Here is a 3,710-nt window from a genome sequence, read left to right as displayed (position 1 = left end):
CTGCTGGTGGCATCCATCTCCTCGCTCGCAGCCGTCACGCTCGGCTTTCTCTCCGCCTGGGGCTTTGCCCGCTTCGTCCTGCCTGGCTCCGGCCTGCTGCGCGGGCTGATCACCCTGCCGCTGACGGTCAGCTATCTCATCATCGGGATGGGGCTGCTGGTGCTGTTCAACTGGGCCGGCGTGCCGAAATCGCTGCTTGCCGCCGGCATCGGCCATGTCGTGATCAACCTGCCGCTGTGCTTTGCCATCATCTACAGCCAGATGGGCGACCACCAGATCAACATCGAGCGTGCCGCGCGCGACCTCGGCGCGCCGGAATGGAAGGTGCTGCTGCTGATCACCGTGCCGGTCATGGCGCCCGCCATCTTCGCCGGCTTCTTCCTGTCGATGACCTTCTCCTGGGACGAGTTCGTGATCTCCTTCCTGCTCACCCGCTTCGACACCACGCTGCCTGTCGAAATCTGGAACCTGCTGCGCTCCGGCCTCAACCCCAAGACCAACGCCATCGGCTCGCTGGTCTTCGCCGTTTCCATCGTGCTGGTCGTGCTGTTCGAGTTGACGTTGCTGCGCAGGAGAAAGGCATGACCGCGCCTTTGGTCGATATTCGTGCCGTCTCGCATCGCTTCGGCCAGCACACCGTGCTGAATGACGTTTCGCTGCAGATCGAGCCCGGCAGCTACACCATCCTGCTCGGGCCGTCCGGCTCCGGCAAGACGACGCTGCTCTCCATTCTGGGCGGCTTCGTCACCCCCAGCGAAGGCAAGGTGTTCATCCGTGGCGAGGACTGCACCTCGGTGCCGCCGGCCAAGCGGCCGACGACGACGGTGTTCCAGGACTATGCGCTGTTCCCGCATATGAGCGTCGGCAGCAATGTCGGCTTCGGCCTGCGCATGCAGGGCGTCGACGGTACGACGCGCGCTGCAAAGGCGCGTGAGGCGTTGGCGCTGGTCGGATTGGCTGCCGCCTTCGACAAGAAGCCGCACCAGCTCTCCGGCGGCCAGCGGCAGCGCGTGGCGCTGGCGCGGGCGCTGGTGATCGAGCCGGCGGTGCTTCTGCTCGACGAGCCGCTCGGCGCGCTCGATCTCAAATTACGCCGGCAGATGCAGGACGAGTTGAAAGCGATCCAGAAGCGCGTCGGCACCGCCTTCATCCACGTCACCCACGACCAGGAAGAAGCGATGGCGCTGGCCGACCATTGTGTGGTGATGAATGATGGGCGCATTGAGGACGAAGGTCCGCCCGAGCGCGTCTACGCACCTGCCGGCGACGCGCTTTTCCGCCACCTTCATGGGCGAAAGCTCGATCCTTGCCGGCACGGTCACGGAAGCGAAGGAGAGGACAAGCACCGTCGCCACGCCCGTCGGGCCGGTCTCGCTGCCCGGTGCGCTGCCGGTGGGCTCCGCCGTTGCGCTGGCCATACGGCCGGAGCATCTTGTCCTCGGCGAGGCCAGCGGCGGTGTCAGGCTCGGCACGGCTGAGGTGAGCGATGTCGTCTTCCAGGGCAGCTTCAAGCGCGTGCTTGCGGTTTCCATCGAGGACCCCTCGCTTCACTTCATCGCCAAATTGCCAGCGACGGCGGCCGTCCAGCCGGGCGACACGGTCGCGATTTCCTGCAATACCGACCAGATTATTCTGCTGACGGACTGAGCTTTTCTGACGGATTGAACATGGCAACACTTCCGCTCATCGAGGCACCCGACTGGTACGAAACCATCCGCATGAGCGATGGCGTGACCTTGATCCACGAGCCGTGGATCAAGCCATTCTTCCGCTGCAACATGTGGCATGTGCGCGGTCGCGATCGCGATCTCCTCTTCGACACCGGCCTCGGCCATTTCAGCCTCCGGCGCCATGTACCGCTGGTGAGCGAGCGCAAGCTGATTTGCGTCGCCAGCCACACGCATTTCGACCATATCGGTTGCCACCACGAATTTCCCGAGCGCTGCGTGCACGCCGCCGAGGCCGGCATCCTCGCCGATCCGCGCAATGAATGGACGGCAGCCGGCACCTATGCGACCGACGAGATGTTCGATCGCATGCCGCAAGGCTGGGACACGGCGCGCTACGGCATTTTGCCTGCGCCCGCCGGCCGTTTGCTCGGCCAGGGCGATGTCGTCGATCTCGGCGACCGTGCCTTCGAGGTGATCCACACGCCCGGCCATTCGCCCGGCGGCATCGCGCTCTACGAAAACAGGACGGGCATCCTGTTATCCGGCGACATCATCTATGACGGCCCGCTGATCGACGACGTCTACCACTCAGACATTCCCGACTACATGGCGACGCTGATGCGCCTGCGCGACCTCCATGTCTCGGTCGTGCATGGCGGGCATTTCCCAAGCTTCGGCAAGGTACGCTACCGCCAGCTTGTCGACGAGTATCTGGAACAGAAGCGGCAAGCCGGCTGCCATCTGCGGCAGCCCTGAAAGCGGTTAGCGCATCAGTTCGAAATGCCGCGGGAACGCCTGATGCAGCAGGAGCAGCATGGTCTTGCGCAGCACGTTGGTGTCACGGCTGGACGGATTGAGATGATCCCAATACCAGGCGCCATGAACCAGATAATTCAGGCTCTCCGACAGCGTATCGATGTCGACGCCGGTATAACCGCCACTGCGCGAAATCTCGATCAGCAGCTCGCGCGCCTCGGCGGTGTAGGCAAGGTCGCTCGGCAGGCCGATCTCGTTGTAGATCTGCATGCTCTTGCGGTCGCTGGAAAACACGACAAAAACTGAAACCCATTTCGGATGCTGGCGGGCGAAACGTTGCGCGCAATCGACCGCGCCCAGAGCCCGCTCAACCGGGCACAGGCCGGGCGCCCGCACCAACGTCACCCACAGCTCATCGTATCGATCGCTGAGATACTGCAGGACGGCGCGAAACAGGTTCTCCTTGCTGCGGAAATGGAAGACGACCAGGGCATTGGACGAGCCGACATGTTCGGCGGACGCGTCAGGCCGTGGAGGCCGAAATGCTCGCGGCCGCAATTCGCTGGCGGAACCAATCGAAGGTGCGCCCGATGCCTTCCTGATAGCTCGTCCTGGCTTCCCAGCCAGGAAGGACATGCCTCGCCAAAGTCAGGTCCGGACACCGATTTGTCGGATCCTGGGGAGCTGGAGGGTGGTGCTCGATGCGGCTGCCGGGGACAAGCGATCTTACGAATTCCGCGATGCGCAGGACCGAAACCTCGTGGTCGTTGCCAATGTTCAGAGGACCGCGATGCGAGATGCCGTCGCGCCAGAAGTAACGTTCCAGCCCCTCGACGATATCGTCGACATAACCCCAACTGCGCGATTGGGAGCCGTCGCCATAAACCGTCAGAACCCCGGTTGTCAGTGCCTGGATGGCAAAATTCGAGACGGCGCGTCCATCGTCGATGCGGGTTCGTGGCCCATATGTGTTGAAGATCCTGACGACGCGAATGTCGAGGCCGCCGACCCGCTGCTGCTCGAACAGCAATGCCTCTGTGCAGCGCTTGCTTTCATCATAGGAAGCCCTGGGACCGGTGCAGTCCACCGATCCCCTGTAACTCTCGGGTTGCGGTGAAACCAGAGGGTCGCCGTAGACTTCCGAGGTCGAGGCGAAGCAGAAGCGACCGCCGGGCTTGAGCAGCGTCAGAAGATTGAGCGCGCCGCCGATATTGGCCTTGATCGTGCGTACCGGCTCGCGCATGTACCAAAGCGGCGACGCCGGCGACGCGAGATGGATGATCT

The 3,710-nt window shown here is 63.3% G+C and carries 4 protein-coding genes and 1 pseudogene; 3 read left to right on the top strand and 2 right to left on the bottom strand.

What is annotated here, in order from left to right:
• From EOD15_RS30625 to EOD15_RS30615, 3 genes and pseudogenes are all read left to right on the top strand, one after another.
• Positions 1-585, top strand: a 585-nt coding sequence (locus EOD15_RS30625; protein ID WP_148129714.1) for an ABC transporter permease, incomplete at its 5' end; no start/stop codon positions are given.
• Positions 582-1,647: pseudogene (locus EOD15_RS30620) on the top strand (ABC transporter ATP-binding protein). The gene EOD15_RS30625 and the pseudogene EOD15_RS30620, both read left to right, overlap by 4 nt.
• Before the next feature lie 20 nt (positions 1,648-1,667).
• Complete coding sequence (locus tag EOD15_RS30615) at positions 1,668-2,426, top strand: MBL fold metallo-hydrolase (RefSeq protein WP_127321162.1); 759 nt, start codon at positions 1,668-1,670, stop codon at positions 2,424-2,426.
• A 6-nt stretch (positions 2,427-2,432) separates the two neighbouring features.
• On the opposite strand, the gene EOD15_RS30610 is transcribed toward EOD15_RS30615, so the two are convergent.
• Both EOD15_RS30610 and EOD15_RS30605 read right to left on the bottom strand, forming a co-directional pair.
• Positions 2,433-2,984, bottom strand: a complete 552-nt coding sequence (locus EOD15_RS30610) for a TetR/AcrR family transcriptional regulator (RefSeq protein WP_245463809.1) — start codon at positions 2,982-2,984, stop codon at positions 2,433-2,435.
• Positions 2,950-3,710 (bottom strand): NAD-dependent epimerase/dehydratase family protein (locus tag EOD15_RS30605; RefSeq protein WP_127409136.1); only part of this gene is annotated, 761 nt, incomplete at its 5' end. The genes EOD15_RS30605 and EOD15_RS30610, both read right to left, overlap by 35 nt.

Source organism: Mesorhizobium sp. M7A.T.Ca.US.000.02.2.1, assembly GCF_003996995.1.
Lineage (GTDB): Bacteria > Pseudomonadota > Alphaproteobacteria > Rhizobiales > Rhizobiaceae > Mesorhizobium.
This window is presented reverse-complemented; position numbering and strand designations above follow the sequence as displayed.